The sequence below is a fragment of the Fulvitalea axinellae genome (assembly GCF_036492835.1).
Lineage (GTDB): Bacteria > Bacteroidota > Bacteroidia > Cytophagales > Cyclobacteriaceae > Fulvitalea > Fulvitalea axinellae.
The window spans coordinates 3,483,375-3,502,714 of sequence record NZ_AP025314.1; the positions used below are offsets into that span (position 1 = coordinate 3,483,375).

Annotated in this window: 16 protein-coding genes and 11 tRNA genes; 9 read left to right on the forward strand and 18 right to left on the reverse strand. The window is 48.6% G+C overall.

The genetic code is table 11. The annotated features are described in order from the left end of the window. The first annotated feature begins 225 nt into the window (after positions 1 to 225). Both AABK39_RS13080 and AABK39_RS13085 read left to right on the forward strand, forming a co-directional pair. Positions 226 to 1,074, forward strand: a complete 849-nt coding sequence (locus AABK39_RS13080; protein ID WP_338391793.1) for an SDR family oxidoreductase — start codon at positions 226 to 228, stop codon at positions 1,072 to 1,074. A gap of 235 nt (positions 1,075 to 1,309) precedes the next feature. After that, positions 1,310 to 2,782 (forward strand): hypothetical protein, encoded by a 1,473-nt coding sequence (locus AABK39_RS13085; protein ID WP_338391794.1) that lies wholly within the window; start codon positions 1,310 to 1,312, stop codon positions 2,780 to 2,782. Positions 2,783 to 2,942: 160 nt separating this feature from the next. On the opposite strand, the gene AABK39_RS13090 is transcribed toward AABK39_RS13085, so the two are convergent. The 3 genes from AABK39_RS13090 to AABK39_RS13100 all read right to left on the reverse strand — a co-directional run bounded on the left by AABK39_RS13090 (position 2,943) and on the right by AABK39_RS13100 (position 5,509). Continuing rightward, positions 2,943 to 3,284, reverse strand: coding sequence for an RNA recognition motif domain-containing protein (locus tag AABK39_RS13090; RefSeq protein ID WP_338391795.1), 342 nt, complete (start codon positions 3,282 to 3,284; stop codon positions 2,943 to 2,945). A gap of 973 nt (positions 3,285 to 4,257) precedes the next feature. Next, positions 4,258 to 4,680, reverse strand: coding sequence for an HU family DNA-binding protein (locus tag AABK39_RS13095; protein ID WP_338391796.1), 423 nt, complete (start codon positions 4,678 to 4,680; stop codon positions 4,258 to 4,260). A gap of 406 nt (positions 4,681 to 5,086) precedes the next feature. Further along, positions 5,087 to 5,509 (reverse strand): HU family DNA-binding protein, encoded by a 423-nt coding sequence (locus AABK39_RS13100; protein ID WP_338391797.1) that lies wholly within the window; start codon positions 5,507 to 5,509, stop codon positions 5,087 to 5,089. Positions 5,510 to 5,748: 239 nt separating this feature from the next. Here AABK39_RS13100 and AABK39_RS13105 point away from each other — a divergent pair, with 239 nt between their 5' ends. From AABK39_RS13105 to AABK39_RS13120, 4 genes are all read left to right on the forward strand, one after another. Continuing rightward, complete coding sequence (locus AABK39_RS13105; RefSeq protein ID WP_338391798.1) at positions 5,749 to 6,207, forward strand: Fur family transcriptional regulator; 459 nt, start codon at positions 5,749 to 5,751, stop codon at positions 6,205 to 6,207. Positions 6,208 to 6,263: 56 nt separating this feature from the next. Further along, entirely contained in the window at positions 6,264 to 6,608 is a 345-nt protein-coding gene (locus AABK39_RS13110) for an STAS domain-containing protein (RefSeq protein WP_338391799.1), read from the forward strand. 3 nt (positions 6,609 to 6,611) lie between these two features. Beyond that, a complete protein-coding gene (locus AABK39_RS13115) occupies positions 6,612 to 7,901 on the forward strand; it encodes an adenylosuccinate synthase (RefSeq protein ID WP_338391800.1) in 1,290 nt (429 codons plus the stop codon). Positions 7,902 to 8,239: 338 nt separating this feature from the next. Then, positions 8,240 to 8,791: a DUF1097 domain-containing protein gene (locus AABK39_RS13120; RefSeq protein WP_338391801.1), complete on the forward strand. Its 552-nt coding sequence runs from the start codon at positions 8,240 to 8,242 to the stop codon at positions 8,789 to 8,791. Between the two features lie 135 nt (positions 8,792 to 8,926). On the opposite strand, the gene AABK39_RS13125 is transcribed toward AABK39_RS13120, so the two are convergent. The 7 genes from AABK39_RS13125 to rpsA all read right to left on the reverse strand — a co-directional run bounded on the left by AABK39_RS13125 (position 8,927) and on the right by rpsA (position 12,637). Then, on the reverse strand, positions 8,927 to 9,574 hold the full coding sequence (locus AABK39_RS13125) for a peroxiredoxin-like family protein (RefSeq protein ID WP_338391802.1): 648 nt from the start codon (positions 9,572 to 9,574) through the stop codon (positions 8,927 to 8,929). A gap of 541 nt (positions 9,575 to 10,115) precedes the next feature. Continuing rightward, positions 10,116 to 10,189, reverse strand: a tRNA-Cys gene (locus AABK39_RS13130). A gap of 36 nt (positions 10,190 to 10,225) precedes the next feature. Then, positions 10,226 to 10,296, reverse strand: a tRNA-Cys gene (locus AABK39_RS13135). A gap of 33 nt (positions 10,297 to 10,329) precedes the next feature. Beyond that, positions 10,330 to 10,403 (reverse strand) — tRNA-Cys (locus AABK39_RS13140). Positions 10,404 to 10,434: 31 nt separating this feature from the next. Further along, positions 10,435 to 10,508, reverse strand: a tRNA-Cys gene (locus tag AABK39_RS13145). A 30-nt stretch (positions 10,509 to 10,538) separates the two neighbouring features. After that, a tRNA-Cys gene (locus AABK39_RS13150) sits at positions 10,539 to 10,612 on the reverse strand. A gap of 237 nt (positions 10,613 to 10,849) precedes the next feature. Then, positions 10,850 to 12,637: a 30S ribosomal protein S1 gene (rpsA, locus tag AABK39_RS13155; RefSeq protein WP_338391803.1), complete on the reverse strand. Its 1,788-nt coding sequence runs from the start codon at positions 12,635 to 12,637 to the stop codon at positions 10,850 to 10,852. 301 nt (positions 12,638 to 12,938) lie between these two features. Between rpsA and sucD the strand changes: the two genes are divergently transcribed. Further along, complete coding sequence (gene sucD / locus AABK39_RS13160) at positions 12,939 to 13,823, forward strand: succinate--CoA ligase subunit alpha (RefSeq protein WP_338391804.1); 885 nt, start codon at positions 12,939 to 12,941, stop codon at positions 13,821 to 13,823. A 217-nt stretch (positions 13,824 to 14,040) separates the two neighbouring features. On the opposite strand, the gene AABK39_RS13165 is transcribed toward sucD, so the two are convergent. The 8 genes from AABK39_RS13165 to fabD all read right to left on the reverse strand — a co-directional run bounded on the left by AABK39_RS13165 (position 14,041) and on the right by fabD (position 16,496). Continuing rightward, positions 14,041 to 14,122: transfer RNA gene (locus AABK39_RS13165), tRNA-Leu, on the reverse strand. A gap of 33 nt (positions 14,123 to 14,155) precedes the next feature. After that, positions 14,156 to 14,239: transfer RNA gene (locus tag AABK39_RS13170), tRNA-Leu, on the reverse strand. A gap of 28 nt (positions 14,240 to 14,267) precedes the next feature. Next, positions 14,268 to 14,349 (reverse strand) — tRNA-Leu (locus AABK39_RS13175). A 40-nt stretch (positions 14,350 to 14,389) separates the two neighbouring features. Continuing rightward, positions 14,390 to 14,474, reverse strand: a tRNA-Leu gene (locus AABK39_RS13180). 61 nt (positions 14,475 to 14,535) lie between these two features. Further along, positions 14,536 to 14,619 (reverse strand) — tRNA-Leu (locus tag AABK39_RS13185). A 59-nt stretch (positions 14,620 to 14,678) separates the two neighbouring features. Further along, positions 14,679 to 14,760 (reverse strand) — tRNA-Leu (locus AABK39_RS13190). A gap of 130 nt (positions 14,761 to 14,890) precedes the next feature. Further along, entirely contained in the window at positions 14,891 to 15,487 is a 597-nt protein-coding gene (gene lpcA / locus AABK39_RS13195) for a D-sedoheptulose 7-phosphate isomerase (protein WP_338391805.1), read from the reverse strand. A gap of 136 nt (positions 15,488 to 15,623) precedes the next feature. Next, positions 15,624 to 16,496: an ACP S-malonyltransferase gene (gene fabD, locus AABK39_RS13200; RefSeq protein WP_338391806.1), complete on the reverse strand. Its 873-nt coding sequence runs from the start codon at positions 16,494 to 16,496 to the stop codon at positions 15,624 to 15,626. Between the two features lie 689 nt (positions 16,497 to 17,185). Here fabD and AABK39_RS13205 point away from each other — a divergent pair. Next, a complete protein-coding gene (locus AABK39_RS13205) occupies positions 17,186 to 17,770 on the forward strand; it encodes a hypothetical protein (protein ID WP_338391807.1) in 585 nt (194 codons plus the stop codon). 181 nt (positions 17,771 to 17,951) lie between these two features. Continuing rightward, a complete protein-coding gene (locus AABK39_RS13210; RefSeq protein WP_338391808.1) occupies positions 17,952 to 19,307 on the forward strand; it encodes a hypothetical protein in 1,356 nt (451 codons plus the stop codon). Positions 19,308 to 19,340: the final 33 nt, after the last annotated feature.

The following is a 19,340-nucleotide window of genomic DNA, read 5'->3' on the forward strand; positions in this document are numbered from 1 at the left end:
AACAGCGAATACCTTACACTTCCCGACGCAAAAGGCGAAAGATACGTTACCAAACCTGTATGCACCCGCCATAACGGGTAGCCGAGGCGAACATCCGCCCTAGGTGACCACCGCCTCACGTAAGGAAAAGCATGTAAGGCTTGGGGGAAATAAATACGGAAACGGCGAAAAAAAATGGAGAAAGCGTCCTTTTAAAAGGACCCGTACCGCCACCCGAAACCTACTATGAGTAAAGAAAAAGAAACAAAAGTGGTCCTAGTTACCGGAGCTTCGTCCGGAATAGGCCAAGCCATTGCACGTCATTTGGCCAAATCAGGTTACAAAGTCTACGGCACAAGCAGGAAAATCAGGCAGGAACAGGGAGTGATTCCCATGATAATGGATGTCAACAACGAAGATTCGGTACAACAAACCGTAAACGACATCATAGAAGACGAGGGAAGACTCGACGCCGTGGTCAATTGCGCCGGCTTGGGAATTAACGGATCAGTAGAGGAAATGCCCGTCAAGGAAGCCAAAGCGGCTTTCGAAACCAATTTTTTCGGTGTTATGCGCGTATGCCAAGCCGTAATGCCACAAATGAGAAAGCAACGCTACGGGGCCATTATCAATGTAAGTTCCATCGCCGGAGAAGTGGGGTTACCGTTCAGGGGTTACTACTCCGCCAGCAAATTCGCGGTGGAAGGCCTCACCGAAGCCCTCAGGATGGAAGCCCGCCCCTTTGGCGTCAGGGTGATGATCCTACAACCCGGCGACTTCAACACCAACATAGCCAATAGCCGCCGCGGACAGGGCGTGCCGAAAGACTCTCCGTATCACAAGCTTTTGACCGATATGGAACGTCAGATCAAAGAAGGCATGGACAAGGCACCGGGTCCGGAAGAGATCGGTCCGTACGTTGAGCGCATGCTAAAGAAGAGCAACCCCGCCTTGCGTTACCGTGTAGGCGCCCTGCTGGAGACGATTACCCCGACAGCGAAGAGAATTCTTCCGCAGAAGCTTTTCCAAAAACTAATCATGAGCTTTTACGGCCTGAACGGCGTAACACCCGAGGATATAGGTCCGCAAAAATAAATGACTATAAGTCATTAATAAAAAAGCCGTAACGCTTCGGGAAATCAGAAGCGTTACGGCTTTTTTTCGCCCGAAAACAATACATGCAGGGACTGCGCTCCACCTACTCATCACCGAATCAACTTCTTATAGACACACGTCCTGATCACTAAACCCACGCGACCAAGACCCAGTTTGGACACAATTTTGAAGCGAAATACTCGGTGCCCAATCCAACCGACCCGCCTACAAAACAGTGTTTGACAAACGAGGAAAAAAGACTTCCAAGCCCACCCAAAAGGGCCAAGACCGCAAGGGAATATCCTTACTCCCACCGATTCAGTGCGCCTTGGGCTTCGAACTGCAAATGACCAACTGGCGGGCTTATAATGCCAAGACCGAGGAACAATTCGCCGAACGGCCGCCAAACCTTCCCGAATGGGACACTTTCCCCAAAAGCTCGGTACTGTTCAAGGGAAAGGACTTCGAGGTACAGACTGACATAAGTGATCTGGACCGCCTTTCGGACCTAGAGATTGTCAGCGTCCCCTTCCCCGAAACCCACGAAGGCTTTGAGAGACTGAACCTGGCCTTGGAACATATTTGCCGGATACTGGCATTCATCCCAAAAGGTTTTCCCGTCCGGACTATAAAAGAATTAGAAGCCGAGGGCTTGGGAGTCGCAACCGCGCCCCGGGGTATAATCGTTCGAAAAGGACTTTCCGGCCTAGTCGTTAACCCGCAGGTCACTATTGGATTACGGATGGATCAGCTGGCCAAGATGATGACCTCGATGGGTCCGGGCGGAGAGAAGGAGGACCTTGAGATGATGGAACGGCGCGATAAACTGAGAATGGAGACTGGTTTTAACATTCTGACGCACTTCACACAGAGAATCTATAATGTGGGAAAGGCCTTGGCAAGCGCCCGGTTCGGCATGTCTTCCTATCTCAATAGCTTACCGGAAGGCTCCCGCCCGCCCCTAAGCCGTGAGCTGGACGGACTTTCGGCCTTGGTAACCTACTACCTGATGCGTGGCGCAGAAGGAACCAACGTTTACCCAAAAGCGTTCACAAAGCTCTTGGCCCGCACCGATTTCGGCAAGATGTTCTCCCTGTTACCGCCTATGGAGCGCGCCCACTTCAGCAAAAACAACGGAGAAGAGTGGGTAAAACTATTCGCCCATATACTCAAGCCCGAATCCGTTCTGTACGAAGCGGTGGATTGGGCCGACTATAGGGACTATACGTACTATGCCCCGGTCAGACCCAAACAGACGGAATTCGGAATGGACAAGCCCTTTTTCGAATCCGGAGTGTACAAAAAAAGAACAGGGCACTATGCCCACCTCCCAACAGACATATTGTCGTCGCTGATACGGGAGGACTGGTTAAGGGCCATGACCCAAGGCACCGACCTGCTAACCGCCAGAAACTTTCCGGACCCCGCCCAGGGCCATCGCTTACAGTCACTAGGCGCTATGGGCGGGACCGTAGACCTAGTGGGCGATGACGCCTCACCGTCCCCAATAATAGAGATCCGCGGACTGTACAGTATATATGATAACGACGAGCTGAAGCGGAGACTAAAAGCCTGGTTCGCCTACCTTTTCGCCACCAACAAACGTATGGACTACGAATTCGGCGAGGAGTTGCACCCGTTTTACACGCCCCCGCCCCCATCCGAAAGCGACGATTCGGAAGACAACACCCAAGACGACATGAGCTAAGCCCCGTCCACAACGACGGAAAACCACTTCCCTTTTTCACTAAGCACAAAAAAATCCCGGAGGCCTAAAGGCTTCCGGGATTTTCCGGCTCGTAAGCCACCGAAGCGCACCTTCGGGCGAACGGCGCTTCGGCTTATGCCATACCTAGTAAACGGTAATATCAATAACGGTTTCCGCCACCGTAGCCACTACGATTTCCACCGCCGTAGCCACCACGGTTACCGCCACCAAAACCACCGCCAGCGCCTTGAGGACGAGCCTCACGAGGGCGGGCTTTCTTCACTACGATACTACGACCGTCCAGCTCAGAACCGTCGAGGTTCTCTATAGCGTTGTATCCTTGGTCTTCGTCGTCCATTTCCACGAAACCGAAGCACCTTGACTCGCCAGTCTCACGGTCGAAAATAACTTTTGCGGAAGACACCTCGCCAAATTGCGAGAATGCGTCATTAAGGTCGTCACCTGTTGTGTTTGAGCTGAGTTTAGCTACGAAAATGTTCATCTGAAAGTGTTTTTTTTACTTACCTATCACAAAAAGTCTCTCGTAACATGGCCTGGACGGATGATAATAAACACTTCTTTACGGCCGGGCGAACGTTTCGCAAAACGTGGAGGTTTCTAATACTAAATGAGAAACAAAGTTGTTAGCGAAAAAAAACGCTTTGGCCGGGGGAAGGGGTTGATATGTCGTCAGAGTGCGCGGTGTACGTAAAGCTTGATTGTGTAGCGGTTATACCATATGGCCCGAGAACAGCCCAGGCCTTAACAAATATAAGGAAACATACGATCTGACCAGCATTTTAAACTGGAAATATCGAAGAAAAAACCAGCTTCATACCACATGATAGAAGCAGGCAAACTTTAGTCTAAAACTTTAGCCAAAACCCTTGAAAAAGCACCTCAGAAGCCTTTTTTCGATAGGACTCGGGGCTAACAAAATATATACAATATAGAAATCCTTACATAAGACAACGAAAAATCAGAAAAATCGTTGCGAAAAAATACAATTGTCTTTTCCTTAAAAAGGAGCCGACGGGCCCGCCTTATTTTTCCAGCCTTTTCAATGCCAAAAACAACATGTAACTATTACAATATTTATTGAGCCTATTTAAATTATGACCACTTCATAAATATCACTCCCTTCGTTTGGCACTCAGCCATGATCTGTCATTACCTTTTTCAAGACACCTAGACTTGGCTAAAACAAAGGGCCACCCCTGCCAACACCCCCTACCCCAAAGATGTAAGACCAAGAGCTAAACCGCAACAAAACAGCACGACAAGAACAACTTCAAACCCAAAATAAAAAAGGACACGTCCTTTCGGAGGTAACGACAGGTCCTTTTAAGGGTTAGAACGGGTCGTTTCCCCATTAAGGACAGGTCCTTTTTAGCGCAAAAAGGGCAAAAAAATAGCCGTCCCGCGCACGGAACGGCCGTCATTTGGCTGTAAAACGGACTTGGTGTTGTAACCCATCAGGCGTCCACGCCCTCTACGGGCACCTCGACAGGCTTGGGGGTGATTTTTTCGTACTCTATCGACTTGAGTTCCGTACGGATCAGTTTGCTGGGACGAAAGAGCAGCTTATTGCCTATAATCGACGAAGAAGAAACATCCTCGGCTTTATCACGGCCTTCGCTCTTTACGTTCAAATAAAACGTACCCAACGGCCCGAGATTTACGGCGTTGCCGTTTTTCAAATGAACGGGAATCAACTCCACAAACGACTCAAGCACGGCCATGATATCCGGCTTGCTGACTGTGGAAATACGCCCTATCTCGGCTGAGAAGGCGCGGAGGTTTATCGTGCGGTTGCTAACGGCTTGGGCGTAGTGACGCTTCGGCGCCGAAGGCTTGCCAGGTATCGGCTTGGCGATGGACTTGAACTTAACGGCCATGTCTTTTGATGTTTTAGGCGGTTTGACAAATTGTTTTCGTTATTGTCTTCGCTAACATCGGACCAAAGGGCTTTTCAAAATTTGTTAAAAACCCAGCGAAACAAACATATGCTAATGAGGACAAACCTCTCCCCTCCCTTCACAGGTAATAAAACACTGTGGAAACAAAAGGAAAAACCAGAATCGAGTTAGCCTTTGGGATTGGGGATTTTCCTCAACAGAATGGACAAAGAAGCGAAACAGACAACTCCATCCCCCACGAGGAAGCTTGGAATTCCTGTCAGCCTAATGTTGTTCGGCACAAGGCGACAGGACGGATTTTAAAAAATAAAGGACAAAAAAATAACCGCCCCGAATCCGGGACGGCCAGCCGTGGAATAATTTGCAACTGTTCAACCCAAACAAATTAAGCCTCCACGCCTTCAGTGAGAGTTTCAACAGGTTTTGTAGTAATTTTTTCGTACTCAGTAGACTTCAGTTCGGTCTTGATCAACTTGCTGGGCCTAAAGAGCAATTTGTTCCCGATAATCGACGAAGAAGAAACATCCTCAGGCTTATCCCTTCCTTCGCTTTTTACGTTAAGGTAAAAGGTACCCAACGGACCGAGGTTCACGGCGTTGCCTGTTTTCAAATGGACGGGAATCAATTCCACAAACGATTCGAGCACAGCCATGATATCCGGCTTGCTGACGGTGGAAATACGCCCTATCTCGGCGGCAAAGGCTCGGAGATCGATCGTGCGGTTGCTGACGGCTTGGGCGTAGAAACGCTTCGGAGCTGAAGGTTTACCGGGTACTGGCTTGGCTACTGACTTGAATTTTACGGCCATGTTTCCAATGGTTTAATTAAATGGTCACTTGATTTGTCATTTCAGGAAACCAACATCGGACCAAAGCGGCGGACGAAATAAAAAAATTGTCGGCAAGCCATTCAAGTAGGCCCGTATCGATATAATAAGCGGCACTCGGAGTACCGGCCTTTAGGCCAAGCGTAAAAAAATCCGCGAATCATCCGTTCAATTGCCGCGATAGTTTTAAATTTGTTAAGCAAACGTTTTATCCGGCGCGCATGAGCACAGAGGAATCTACTTTGGAGAAGGTGAAAAAGATTTTCACCGCCTACCTTACCAACAAAAGCTTGCGGAAAACCCCCGAGCGCTTCGCCATACTGGAGGAGATTTATTCCCGCACGGGACACTTTGACGTGGAGTCGCTGTACATCAGCATGAAGAACAAAAACTACCGCGTCAGCAGGGCCACGGTGTACAATACCCTTGACCTGCTAGTGGAGTGCGATCTTGTCAGCCGTCACCAGTTCGGCGGAAACCTGGCCCATTACGAGAAATCTTACGGATTCAAACAACACGATCACCTTATCTGCACGGAGTGCCATAAAGTGATCGAGTTCTGCGACCCCCGTATACAGCAGATCCAAAACATGGTGGCCGAGCTAATGGACTTTAGGGCCACTCACCACTCGCTGAACATCTACGGCGTCTGCAAGGACTGCCAGAAGAAATACCAATAAACCACAGCGCCCCGGGCCTCCAGCGCCCGTTACGCTAACCAAACCGCCAGCTAACCATGAAATTCCAGACAGAGACAATCGAGGACATATTGGTGCTCAGAATCGAAGGCGACCTGATCGGCCAAGACTCCGGCCCAGCGCTAATGGAGTTGCTAAACGACAAAATCGAGTCGGGGCTGACTAGTTGCGCCGTGAACATCTCGGGCGTTCGTTACATGAACAGTAGCGGCTTGGGCGTACTGATGACTATACTCACCAAATTCCGCAACGCCGAAGGGGAAGTGGCCTTGGCCGGACCCTCGGAAAGCGTGCAGAAGCTGTTGATCATAACCAAGCTCAACTCCATTTTCACCATCAAGCCTGACGAGCGACAGGCTGTAGACTATTTGAAAAGTTTGTAATCGATGAAGGTTGACATCTTATTGGGTCTCCAGTGGGGAGACGAGGGAAAAGGAAAAATCGTCGACTACTTGGCCCCCAAGTATGATAACGTGGCACGCTTTCAGGGCGGACCTAACGCCGGCCACACCCTGGAGTTTGACGGAATCAAACACGTCCTCCACCAAATCCCGTCGGGGATATTCCGCGAAGGCATCCTGAATATCGCCGGAAACGGCGTGGTGCTTGACCCGGTTATCTTCCGCAAAGAAATTGAAGGCCTCGACAAGTTTGGCAAAGAACTCCGTAGCCGTCTGGTTATCGCGACCAAAGCCCAGCTTATCTTGCCGACTCACCGCCTGCTTGACGCCGCCTACGAAAAGGCCAAAGGCGACAAGAAAATCGGTTCCACTCTCAAGGGCATCGGCCCGACATACCAAGACAAAATCGCCCGTAACGGACTGCGCGTCGGCGACGCCCTTTCCGACAACTTCAAGGAGCGTTACGAAACCTTGGTAGCCAAGCACACCGCCATTCTCGACAATCACGGCTTCGAATACGACTTGGCGCCACTGAACGAGGAATTCTTCGCAGCGATGGACTTCATCAAAGAGAATTTCCGCGTAGAGGACTCGTCTTACTTGGTGAACGGTCTGCTTGACCAAGAGAAGAGCGTATTGGCTGAGGGCGCGCAAGGCTCGTTGCTCGATATCGACTTCGGCAGCTACCCTTACGTGACCAGTTCAAACACTACCGCCGCAGGCGTTTGCTCAGGTTTGGGCGTGGCCCCAGGACGTGTAGGTCAGGTATTCGGCATCTTCAAGGCGTATTGTACCCGCGTGGGCTCAGGCCCGTTCCCAACCGAACTTTTCGACGAAACAGGCGAAAGGATGCAGAAGGAAGGTAACGAGTTCGGCTCCACTACAGGCCGGGCTAGGCGTTGTGGATGGATTGACTTGCCTGCTCTTAAATACGCTGTTATGATCAACGGCGTTACGCAACTGTTCATGATGAAAGCCGACGTGCTTAACATCTTCGAAGAAATCAAGGCCTGCGTTGCTTACGAACTGTCTGACGGAACGGTAACAGAGACGCTTCCTTTCGACATCGACGTACCGATCAAGCCCGTATACGAAACCCTCAAGGGATGGCACCAAAGCCTTTCGGGCATTGACTCGTATGAGAAATTCCCTCAGGAACTGAGAGACTACGTGAAGTTTATCGAGGATTATGTAAAAGTACCTGTCAATATCGTGTCCGTAGGGCCTGACAGAACCGAAACTATCATTCGTGAAGATATTGTTGTCGGTTCATAAAGTAAAAACCGACACTGCGAATGAAAAGCCCGGCCACTTTGGTCGGGCTTTTTTATTGGGACTGGAATCTTCTTCAGTTTGACGTTTCAGCCTTTTGAAATGACTAAAACCCGAAACAGAGACCTGTTAATTACAGGGAAAACACTGACTTTTTGCGGGATGATGGTTAAAAATAAGAAACAGCGTTTCCTTATTTAAACGTTTTTACTATTTTTATAAAAGCCAGACATCGGGCCCGAGCACCGGATAGTCTTGGGGAGAATAATTCAAGCCAAGGCTTCCAGCATCCCGCACGGGTCCTTTTTCTTTTTATCCATCAACAAATTTTTTCTAGACCCATGAGTTTTAAAAAGTTCATTATCATCCCTCTAATGGTGGCCGCCTTGGCTTTTACGATCCAAGCGCTGGACCAAGTCCTTCACTCTTACGTTCCACCTGAAGGAAACCTCGGTTTTGGCTGGATTGCGTTCCAGGCTTGGGCAATGTATTTCCTTGCCGGTTGCGACCTTAAAGGTGGCGTAAAGACTTTCCTTGGTTATGTAATGGGAATCTTGGCCTCCATCGGCATCATGACTATTGGCGGTCAGCTTGGAGACTTGGGCTTCTGGGCATTCCCTGTAGCTGTCTTCATCATTGTGATTCCGGTTATGTGTCTCGAAAAGATTCAATGGCTGGATTTCATCCCCGCACTGTTCGTTGGAGCCGGAGTGTTCTTCGCTTTCATGTCGTATGTACCTGGAGCTACTTTCACCTCGGCCACAATCACTGAGCTTATTTACTGCGTAATCGGATTGTTCTACGGTTTCATGACCGTGTCGTTGCGCGGAGCTTACGAAGCCAAGGTCAACGCAGGGCAGGAAGAAGAAACTCCTGAGGAGGTTGAGGCTTAAGCAATAAAAGAAACAAACGGAGAAATTAAAGAAGCCGTCCCATAACCGGGACGGCTTCTTTGTATTTGGTAACACCTTATATAGTGATCACTTTTTTCACAGGCACTATTTTGCGAAAGCCGAGCGTTTATTAGATCATGAAATGGCTTTAAGCGCCTCAAGCACATCAGCGGGCTCAGCTCGTTTTGTGTAATCAGCTTCGGCAAAAGCATATCGTACGATTCCCGACTTATCGATTACGTAGGTCGCCGGCAAGGGAAGCTCCCAAGAGTCATCTCCATCTACCTTTTCCAAGTCGATTCCGAATGAAGAGTAGACCCTCCTTAGACTCTCCGGCAAGGCGAAGACCAACCCATATGAGCGCGCCACTACATTACCGACATCACTCAGCACCTCAAACTCCACACCTGATTTTTTAACTGTTTCCAAACTGTTATCGGGTGTCTGAGGCGATATAGCGATCAATTTGGCTCCCGCTTTCTCTATTTCCGGCAGGGCCGTACGCAAAGCCGCCAGTTCCAGATTACAATACGGACACCAAGCACCACGGTAAAACGACAAAACCACCGGCCCTTCGGCCAATAACGAATCAAGGCTCACCTCATCACTTAATACTCCGAGCAATATGAAACCGGGAGCTTTCTCTCCCACTCCCAAGGCTTTTCCAGCCAAGCCTGAGTCCTTCAACGACACAGTCGCAGCATCCATTACTTCCAACGCTTCCGCAGGGATCACTTGACGGGATCCGGCTTTCTTCTCTTCCAGTTTTTCTTTGAGCGACATAGTTTCCGTGTGTTTGCTTAGGGTTAATTCGATTTCGACAGGCCGGTTTTCCCGAACGAAATCACGAATATCACAGAAAGAGAATACGATGGCAATACCATAAGGTTTTAGAAAAAATGCCTTATGAGCTAAAAAAGCAACACAATGGATCTTCGACTTTCCGATACTTTCAGTAGAAATGAAGGTGAATCAAGAGTGGTTTTTCCAATCAACATAAAGTTAATCGAACACTGTTTCAAACGAACCGATAACTAATCATTTGCCTTTAGAAGGCATTTTACTTCTGACTAAAATATAATGCGGTAACACAAATTGTAAAAAACGCATTTCATTCTCAATTCAAAAAAAGAAAAACTCAAACCCTCCATTAATCATACTCTTAGACTTCCATATAACGTCCGCTGAGACCCTTTCAAACTTTCATGCAAATATACCACTACAACAGGCTACACATTATTCAGGCTCGTTTATTACTATCACATCCAAAAATCTATTTAAGCAAAAAGGGTGTTCCCAAAACGAGAACACCCTTTTTCATTACTGGAGGTCGCGAGCGGATTCGAACCGCTGTAAAAGGTTTTGCAGACCTCTGCCTAGCCACTCGGCCACGCGACCTTTTTTATTCAATCAAATTTCCTTCAAGAAACTGGGAGGTCGCGAGCGGATTCGAACCGCTGTACGAGGTTTTGCAGACCTCTGCCTAGCCACTCGGCCACGCGACCTTTTATTCGGTCAATTTTTCCTTGAAGGATATTTGGAGGTCGCGAGCGGATTCGAACCGCTGTACGAGGTTTTGCAGACCTCTGCCTAGCCACTCGGCCACGCGACCTTTTATTCGGTCAATTTTTCCTTGAAGATATTGGAGGTCGCGAGCGGATTCGAACCGCTGTAAAAGGTTTTGCAGACCTCTGCCTAGCCACTCGGCCACGCGACCTTTTTATCCAATTAAATCAAGGAATCCCTTTGGAGGTCGCGAGCGGATTCGAACCGCTGTACGAGGTTTTGCAGACCTCTGCCTAGCCACTCGGCCACGCGACCATCTAAACTGAAAAGAGTTGAAAATTGTTGAAAAATATCTTTGTCGATTTTATCTCCAATCTTTAAAAAGCAATCCGGAAATCGCCCCTGACATACCGCCAAGGCCACCTTCACTTTGCGCTCCCTTTTCCGTTATGGGATTGCAAATGTAGGGAAAGGCTTTGTTTTCGCAAAGCTAAACGCACAAAAAAAAGCGCCCTACTGGGCGCTTTTCAATATTTTTAACAATCAAACGAATTATCCGTTTTTCTCGTCGCTTTCCATTTTCTTCTTCAAAGCAGTCAAAGCGTCGAGATCGCCCAAAGTGGTCTTCTCGCCTTCGGCTACGTTTGGCTTACCAGCTGGCTTAGCAGACTGGGCTGGCTTCTTCTTAGGAGCTCTCTTCTTCTCAACGGCAACTTCCTGGAAAGTAGCGGTGTGAGAAAGAACGATGCGCTTGTCCTCTTTCGAGAATTCCATTACGCGGAAGTCCAAAGCTTCTCCAACCTCTGCCTGAGATCCGTCCTCTTTCACCAAGTTCTTCGTAGTAGCGAAACCTTCGATGCCGTATGGCAACTCCAATACCGCTCCCTTGTCGTTCTTGCTGAGGAGAGTACACTTGTGGATAGAACCTTTTGTGAAGATAGACTCGAAAGTATCCCATGGGTTCTCTTCCAACTGCTTGTGCCCCAAAGCGAGTCTTCTGTTATCAACGTCGAGTTCGAGTACTTGTACTTCAAGCTCTTCGCCAACTTTGATGAACTCAGAAGGATGCTTGATCTTCTTAGTCCAAGAAAGGTCAGAAACGTGAACCAAACCGTCGATACCCTCTTCAAGCTCTACGAACAAGCCGAAGTTAGTCAAGTTACGTACGATGCCTTTATGACGGGCTCCGATAGCGTACTTTTCTTTCAAGTCAGCCTTAGTCCATGGATCCTCAGTGAGTTGCTTGATACCCAATGACATCTTGCGCTCCTCGCGGTCCAAAGTCAAGATAACAGCGTCGAGACGGTCGTTGATCTTGATGAAGTCCTGTGGATTTCTCAAGTGCTGTGACCATGACATCTCAGAAACGTGGATCAGACCTTCAACGCCTGGCATGATTTCCAAGAACGCACCGTAGTCAGCAACGTTAACGATACGACCGTTAACTTTAGAACCAACCTGAAGCTCTTCTGACAACGAATCCCATGGATGAGGAGTCAACTGCTTCATACCTAGAGAAATACGCTTCTTCTGATCGTCGAAGTCGAGAACTACAACGTTCACCTTCTGATCCAACTGAAGCACTTCCTCTGGGTGGCTGATGCGCCCCCAAGAAATATCCGTAATGTGGAGAAGACCGTCTACACCACCGAGGTCGATGAACACACCGAAGTTGGTCATGTTCTTGATAACACCCTCGAGAATCTGACCTCTCTCCAAGTTGTTGAGGATCTGCATCTTCTGCTTCTCGAGATCTTTCTCGATAAGGATCTTATGAGATACAACAACGTTATCGTTAGCGTAGTTGATTTTCACAACTTTCACTTCCATCTTCTTACCAACGAACACGTCGAAGTCGCGGATCGGCTTAACGTCGATCTGAGAACCTGGCAAGAAGGCCTCAACACCGTGGATATCCACGATAAGACCACCTTTGGTTCTTCTCTTAACCACACCTTCGAGTACGTTATCGTTGTCAAGAGCGTCTTGGATACGTTCCCAAGCCTTAACGATTTTTGCCTTACGACGCGAAAGAACAAGCTGTCCTTGAGCGTTTTCTTGCTCCTCAACGTAAACCTCAACCTCGTCACCTACTTTAAGGTCAGTGAGATCGCGGAATTCAGAAGCAGAAACCAATCCGTCAGATTTGAACCCGATGTTCAAAACAACGTCACGGTCGGAAATAGCAACAACAACACCTTTAACTACCTCGTTCTCGTGAACTTCGTTAAGGGTACCGTCATAAAGCTTTTCCATTTCGGCTTTCTGCTCAGCAGAGTAGCCTTCGCCAAAACCTTTTGTTTCCAGCGCGTCCCAGTCAAAATCTTCGATATTTGCCATAATATAGCAGCCCTGAGTTACAGTTCCGCATAGGGCGATCCGCGAAACCTTTTGGTTAAACATTTACTCCTCTCCAGAAAAAACCGGAAAGACGTCATTACAAACGACCGGCAAAGGTAGTAAGTTTTTGGGCCATACCCAAATACACCCTCCAATAAAGACACCGAAGCGCAGCTTTGCCCTCCTTATTTAAAGCTAATCGAGATTTATGGGCGTTTGATCCGTTTTTTTTCGGATATTCAACCCATAGCATTGCAAAAGCCGACAACAGTCCTATTTTTGCGTAAAATAATCAAACCCTATGAGCGTTTTAGTTAATAAAGACTCCAAGATTATCGTTCAGGGATTCACTGGCTCGGAAGGAACATTCCACGCTGAGCAAATGATCGCCTACGGCAGCAACGTAGTAGGCGGCGTAACCCCGAACAAAGGCGGACAGACCCACTTAAACCTACCTGTTTTCAACACCGTTAGCGAGGCCGTCGCAAAAACCGGCGCCGACGTTTCCGTGATTTTCGTACCGCCGGCCTTCGCCGCCGACGCCATCATGGAAGCCGCCGACGCGGGAATCAAGGTAGCTATCTGCATCACCGAAGGCATCCCTACCCTCGACATGGTCAAGGCCAAGGAATATCTTTCGAAAAGAGACACTCGCCTGATCGGCCCTAACTGCCCTGGCGTTATCACTCCCGGAGAGGCGAAAGTAGGCATCATGCCCGGTTTCATCCACAACCCGGGACGCATCGGCATCGTTTCCCGCTCGGGAACACTCACTTACGAGGCCGTTGACCAAATCACAAAAGCCGGACTCGGACAGTCGACCTGCATCGGTATCGGCGGTGACCCGATCATCGGAACGACCACCAAAGACGCCGTTCAGCTTTTGATGGAAGACGACGACACTGACGCCATCGTTATGATCGGCGAAATCGGTGGCGGAATGGAGGCTGAAGCCGCTTATTACGTAAAAGAGCACGGCACTAAGCCAGTCGTAGGTTTTATCGCCGGACAGACAGCGCCTCCAGGCCGTCGTATGGGTCATGCTGGAGCTATCATCGGCGGAGCGGACGACACAGCCGAAGCAAAAATGAGAATCATGGGCGAATGCGGCATCCACGTAGTTCAGTCCCCTGCGGACTTGGGCAAAACGGTACTGAAAGCCCTCGGAAAAGACGCCATCGCATAATCGAAAGACTTGCGAAAACGAAATATCAGAACGGCCCTTCTCGGGCCGTTTTTTTGTTCCTAAAGATTGCATCGGTATTAGGTCTTAGGTATCGCATCGATACATATTCAACCCTCTCCTTTATTTTCAAAAAAACAGTCCAACCAAAGACCAAACTGGGTCTCTTTTGAGAAATTATTAAGCACAAAAAAAGCCCATCCAAAAAGGATGAGCTTTGTACCCAGGGCCGGAGTCGAACCGGCACGCCCGAAGGCATTGGTGTTTGAGACCAACGCGTCTACCAATTCCGCCACCTGGGCAAAACAGGATTTTTGGCTCCGGCGGATGCCGAGTACCCAGGGCCGGAGTCGAACCGGCACGTCCGTAAAGACATTGGTGTTTGAGACCAACGCGTCTACCAATTCCGCCACCTGGGCAAATCTCATGAAAGCGCGTAAAATGCAGTACCCAGGGCCGGAGTCGAACCGGCACGCCCGAAGGCATTGGTGTTTGAGACCAACGCGTCTACCAATTCCGCCACCTGGGCAAATCGGCGCTTCACAAGAGAGCCTTTCAAAAGGAAAACATGGTACCCAGGGCCGGAGTCGAACCGGCACGCCCGAAGGCATTGGTGTTTGAGACCAACGCGTCTACCAATTCCGCCACCTGGGCATGTCCCTTTGAAAATAATCCTAGTATTTTAAATCTCGCCAAACCAACGTTGAGGCTTGCGTACCCAGGGCCGGAGTCGAACCGGCACGTCCGTAAAGACATTGGTGTTTGAGACCAACGCGTCTACCAATTCCGCCACCTGGGCAAATCCCTTAAGAAAAGTACTGTCATTCAATCTGTTACAAACCCACTTTAATGGATTCGTACCCAGGGCCGGAGTCGAACCGGCACGCCCGAAGGCATTGGTGTTTGAGACCAACGCGTCTACCAATTCCGCCACCTGGGCATCGCTTTCGCTTAAGGGACTGCAAACATACAAACCCAATCTGGAAAGACCAAACCGTCAGGATTCTTTTTTCTTGAACTATTCTAACAAGAACACCCTAAAAAACTAACTCACAACAGATTAGCTTGCATTATTTTCCTTCGCCTTTTTCGAACATGAATTTCTCGACGAGCAAAATCAGAATATGAATCACTTTTATGTGGATTTCCTGTACCCTGTCGGCGTACTTCGGGCCTTCAACCCGGATCTCCACATCGGCCATTCCCGCAAGTTTTCCGCCGTCTTTCCCCGTCAGGGCGATTGTTTTCATGCCTTTGGCTTTGGCCGCTTCCACCGCGCGGATTACGTTCGCCGAATTTCCGCTGGTGCTTAACCCGAAAAGCACGTCACCTTCAGAACCTACCGCCTCCACGTATCTCGAAAACACGTACTCGTAACCGAAATCATTACTTACGCACGACAAATGGCTGGGATCCGAAATCGCAATTCCCGGCAAGCCCGGACGATTGTCACGGTAACGCCCGCTTAGTTCCTCGGCAAAGTGCATCGCGTCGCAGTGCGAGCCTCCGTTTCCGCACGAGAGCACCTTTCCGCCCGCTTTGAACGAGTCGGCCAAAGTCTTTGCCGCCGATTCAATGTTTTTGATATTCTCCGGCTCGTTAATGAAGCGGTCCAATGTCGCAGCCGCCTCTTCCAACTCTGATTTTATAATATCCTGAAAGCTCATTTCCTCTTCAATTTTAAATCGGCCCAAAACCTTTAGATCCGAAACAAAAAAACGGAAGACCGGGCCAAAACCCCGTCTTCCGTCCAATATACAACATTTCCGAATACCCGACGCCCTCAAAGCGACGGGATCAATATCACAGCTTGCTTACAGGCGCTTTGCGGTCTACTTTTTTCACAAGCCCCTGCAACACTTTGCCCGGACCAGACTCCGTAAATTCCGACACGCCGTCGGCCAACATGTTTTGTACAGTCTGAGTCCATCGCACGGGAGCCGTAAGCTGAGCGATCAAGTTCGCCTTGATCTCCGCCACATCGGTAGAAGGCTTGGCAGTTACGTTTTGGTAGATCGGGCAAGCCGGAGTCGAGAATTCCACGGCTTCGATAGCTTTGGCCAATTCCTCGCGGGCAGGCTCCATCAGCGGCGAATGGAAAGCGCCACCAACAGGCAACGGCAAAGCACGCTTAGCGCCGGCTTCTTTCAATTTTTCGCAAGCTTCGGCCACACCTTCTTTAGAACCCGAAATAACCAACTGCCCGGGGCAGTTGTAGTTAGCGGCCACAACTACGGCGTCAATGCCTTCGCAAACCTCCTCTACCACGCTGTCTTCCAAGCCCAAAACGGCCGCCATAGTACCGGGAACGGCTTCGCAAGCTTCCTGCATGGCGGCGGCGCGCTTGGCCACAAGGCCCAAAGCATCTTCAAAATTCAGGGCACCGCAAGCCACCAAAGCGGAAAACTCACCCAATGAGTGACCGGCAACGGCCTCGGGAGCCGTGTCGGGCTGAACGATAAAACGAATTACCGAATCCAGAAAAATCGCGGGCTGAGTAACTTTTGTTTCCTTGAGGTCAGCGTCAGATCCTTCGAACATCACTTTAGTGATTTCGAATCCCAAAACTTCGTTCGCTTTGTCAAAAAGCGCTTTAGCTTCTTCCGACCCTTCGTAAAGGTCTTTTCCCATTCCTGAGAATTGGGCCCCTTGACCGGGGAACATATATGCTTTCATCCGTCTATTTTTTATTGATCGGTTTCCTTTTATTTCCAGACATCTCACCACTCGGAAACAGAAACCGAAACGAGGTAGCTAAATTAATCATCGGACGAATAAAATCACCGGCCGCCTTTATTTTTTTTCTGATTCATGACAAACATCAGAAAACAAAACCACCCCAAACAAGAACTAACAAATTGAATCACTGACAATTAACGTAAAAAACCAAAAACACAACCTCTCTATATTTTAGGTATAACATTAAAATACTCAGTAAAAAAATTCACTAACAAAAAGGAAACGCTGGAAGAAACACAGAACCTCAACACTCTTGAAATCAAATTGAGTTCCTTTTTTGAAACACAACAAGAACAAACTATACACAATCCTTTCCGCTATATTTTCCAGCTACGTGGTTTAACTTAAGCTCAACAGAAAACAGGCTTCCTAACGCTTGAGAATTGTCAAAATCATTTTTTTCATAAAAAAACACAGCGCAAGCAACCTAGACACAATAGCCCGTGTCAAGTCGGAAAGTTAAGGGAAAACACACCAACTAGAAGTTGATATTCCTTTACATAATCTTAGCATTTATAATAGTAAACACGTCGTTCATGGAAAAAAGGAAGAATCCTCGGAGGTTTTTCATACTTTTACCAAGCTCACGTAAAAAACGAAATTTTAACCTAAAAAATATCTACGTCATGAAGACACGTAAACTGTTCATTATATCGGCCATGGCTTTGGCCACAGGTTTTATGGCCTCATGCGGAGGTTCCAAGAAGGCAGCTCAAACAGGCGTACAGCCAGACGAGGTGGAAATCGTAGTCCACTGCTCGGGCCCGGAATATTATTCGAACGGCCAATTCATCAGGGCCAACTCTATGGGCGAAAGCCTTGACCTGACACTTTCGAAAAAGAAAGCCAGAAACAACACGCTACAGGAACTCGCCGGAAAGATCGAAACTTCCGTACAGTCGGTAATCGACAACTACCAGAAATCAGCGGCCACTACCCGTGGCGAAGAGCTTTCGAAGCGTTACGAAGAACTGACTCGCGAAGTGATCAAGCAAAAAATCAGCGGTTACACAACGCTTTGCGAAAAAGTAACCAAATCGCGTGACGGCAAGTACAGAACTTACTTGGCTTACGAGATCTCGGTGGACAACTTGCTCAAGCCTTTGTCTGACCGTATTTCAAAAGACGAGTCTTTGAAAATGGATTACGATTACGAAAAATTCAAAGACACATTCGAAAGCGCACTCAAGGAGTACGAAAACCAGCGCTAAAATATAACTCATCCTTTAACGGGAAAGCCCGCGGACCGCAAAGGTTCGGGGGCTTTCCCGTATTATGTTCTATCGGGGCGCCCTCTTCGCAGAGTGACGCTTTTTCGGTTCGGAGCCACGGACACAACACCCATCCGCCTCCGCACACTTCCGAAACCCGCCCACTTTTAAGCTTCATACCATGTATAGATTTACCGTGCTGATTATCCTGGCGCTCGCGCTGAGTTCCTGCGCGGCGAAACGGTACCGCAAACTAGCTTCGCAGTTTGAAAAGGCCGGACTTGTCGATGACGCCGCAGACTATTACTACCGCTCGTTGGTAGCCAACCAAGACAATGTGGAAGCCAAACTTGGCCTTCGGAAAAACGGCCAGATTGTTTTGGACAAAAAATTCGGGACATTCCGGCAATCTTATGAAAACGGCTCAACAAAATCGGCGGTTTATCAATACAAAGAGGCTACTGAATACGCCGAGAAAGTGAAACGAGTCGGTGTTCAGCTTTTTATCGCTCCGGAACAAAAAAGCTATTACGAAGAGGCTTTGACCGAATTTTTGGACCAACGTTACACCGAAGGCATGAAGGCCCTAAATGCTGAGGAATTCCAAAAAGCCAGAAAAACGCTTGAGGAAATCGCAAGGTTCAAATCCGGATTCCGAGACGTTGACGCGAAGCTTATCATAGCCCGCTACGAGCCCGTTTACCGACAAGGAATCGACGAACTGGAGCGCGGATTGCCTCGCTCAGCTTATTACCGATTCTCCAAAGTACTTTCAGGTTCAAAAACTTATAAAGACGCCGAAGCGCTGAAAAAAGAAGCGCTGGACAAGGCGACGATAAACGTTGTCGTAATTCCGTTCACTACCAGCAGGATTGTTGATCACAATGTCCATCCTAAGTTCATGTCTTCCGTTAACAGCGGGTTGCACAAAATGCGCTCCCCGTTCTATCGCATGATCGACGGGCAGGGAATTTCCCCGAAAATGTCATTGGATGAGCAACTCAAGATCGCGAAAGAAAGAGGCGGACACGCTATCCTTGTCGGACATATCAGTGAAGCCCAACTCTACGAAGGTCGATTGCAGGCCGAACGCCAGAAGTGTTACCTAAAGGAAACCAAAGAATACAAGGACGAAAACGGAGAGAAGAAAACCAAAGTGATATACCACAAGACTTGGTTTACGGAATACAACAAAAAACACAACGCAAACCTCAGCCTGGATTACAAATTGGTATCTACGGCGTCGGGCGAGATATGGAGTGCGGGAAACTATAATAACGACCGAAGCGCAAATCTTCATTACGCAAAATACGACGGCAATTACAAACGCCTTGTGCCGGGATACTGGAAATACAAAAGCAGTAACAGCGACAAAGACGAAGTAAAGGACAGCTCCTATTCCGTCAACAGCCTCAGGAGGCTTTTCCAAGGCAGACAAAGCATTCCGTCAGCTACGGCTTTGGCAAACGAACTTGTGGCCGACGCCTCTCGTCGTCTGGTGAAATCGGTTGAGAAATTTAATCCTGAAAAAAAATAAACTCACGCTTTTCACCAGTTACCCTTTTTGCGC

What these genes read in the sequence shown, in the direction of transcription:
- AABK39_RS13080 (WP_338391793.1), top strand. Translation starts at nt 226, where the DNA reads ATGAGTAAAGAAAAAGAAACAAAAGTGGTCCTAGTTACCGGAGCTTCG.
- AABK39_RS13090 (WP_338391795.1), bottom strand. Translation starts at nt 3,284, where the DNA reads ATGAACATTTTCGTAGCTAAACTCAGCTCAAACACAACAGGTGACGAC.
- AABK39_RS13095 (WP_338391796.1), bottom strand. Translation starts at nt 4,680, where the DNA reads ATGGCCGTTAAGTTCAAGTCCATCGCCAAGCCGATACCTGGCAAGCCT.
- AABK39_RS13100 (WP_338391797.1), bottom strand. Translation starts at nt 5,509, where the DNA reads ATGGCCGTAAAATTCAAGTCAGTAGCCAAGCCAGTACCCGGTAAACCT.
- AABK39_RS13105 (WP_338391798.1), top strand. Translation starts at nt 5,749, where the DNA reads ATGAGCACAGAGGAATCTACTTTGGAGAAGGTGAAAAAGATTTTCACC.
- AABK39_RS13110 (WP_338391799.1), top strand. Translation starts at nt 6,264, where the DNA reads ATGAAATTCCAGACAGAGACAATCGAGGACATATTGGTGCTCAGAATC.
- AABK39_RS13115 (WP_338391800.1), top strand. Translation starts at nt 6,612, where the DNA reads ATGAAGGTTGACATCTTATTGGGTCTCCAGTGGGGAGACGAGGGAAAA.
- AABK39_RS13120 (WP_338391801.1), top strand. Translation starts at nt 8,240, where the DNA reads ATGAGTTTTAAAAAGTTCATTATCATCCCTCTAATGGTGGCCGCCTTG.
- AABK39_RS13125 (WP_338391802.1), bottom strand. Translation starts at nt 9,574, where the DNA reads ATGTCGCTCAAAGAAAAACTGGAAGAGAAGAAAGCCGGATCCCGTCAA.
- rpsA (WP_338391803.1), bottom strand. Translation starts at nt 12,637, where the DNA reads ATGGCAAATATCGAAGATTTTGACTGGGACGCGCTGGAAACAAAAGGT.
- sucD (WP_338391804.1), top strand. Translation starts at nt 12,939, where the DNA reads ATGAGCGTTTTAGTTAATAAAGACTCCAAGATTATCGTTCAGGGATTC.
- lpcA (WP_338391805.1), bottom strand. Translation starts at nt 15,487, where the DNA reads ATGAGCTTTCAGGATATTATAAAATCAGAGTTGGAAGAGGCGGCTGCG.
- fabD (WP_338391806.1), bottom strand. Translation starts at nt 16,496, where the DNA reads ATGAAAGCATATATGTTCCCCGGTCAAGGGGCCCAATTCTCAGGAATG.
- AABK39_RS13205 (WP_338391807.1), top strand. Translation starts at nt 17,186, where the DNA reads ATGAAGACACGTAAACTGTTCATTATATCGGCCATGGCTTTGGCCACA.
- AABK39_RS13210 (WP_338391808.1), top strand. Translation starts at nt 17,952, where the DNA reads ATGTATAGATTTACCGTGCTGATTATCCTGGCGCTCGCGCTGAGTTCC.